The organism is Salinimicrobium oceani, assembly GCF_012037645.1.
The window spans coordinates 1-412 of record NZ_JAAVJR010000804.1 but is presented as its reverse complement, the minus strand read 5'-3'; the positions used below and the strand labels follow the sequence as shown (position 1 = coordinate 412).

The following is a 412-nucleotide window of genomic DNA, read 5'->3' as shown; positions in this document are numbered from 1 at the left end:
ATATCATCTTCGTTTGGCACACCATCATTATCATCATCCGGAGGAGTAGTAGTTCCTTCACATCCAAATCTTAAGTGTTCGTAATTTACGTTGTTAGCTCCGTCAAAATTGGCTTCAACTTCGTTACGGCTTAAGCTACCTGAAATAACGGTACCTGGTCCATCATAAACTCCGTCCCAATCAAGTAAAGTAACAGTATAGTCAATGTATTCTTCATCATCCCCATATTGTGGAAGATCTGGAAGTGCAAAACATATAGGACTTGCATAGTTATCTCCTGAGTTGTTTGTTCCAACTTCATTGACATTTTCTGCTGCTTCATAGATAACAGTTCCGTCAATAGAGAACTCAACAGAGAATCTCGCAGGGAAGTGCATTCCTGCCGGAGTACAATAGTTAGCGAAGAAGCAGA

Annotated in this window: 1 protein-coding gene; it reads right to left on the bottom strand. The window is 40.5% G+C overall.

Going from position 1 to position 412, the window contains the following annotated elements; translation table 11 throughout:
* Window positions 1-377, bottom strand: a 377-nt coding sequence (locus HC175_RS19485) for a hypothetical protein (protein ID WP_209310121.1), incomplete at its 3' end; no start/stop codon positions are given.
* Between the last annotated feature and the right edge of the window lie 35 nt (window positions 378-412).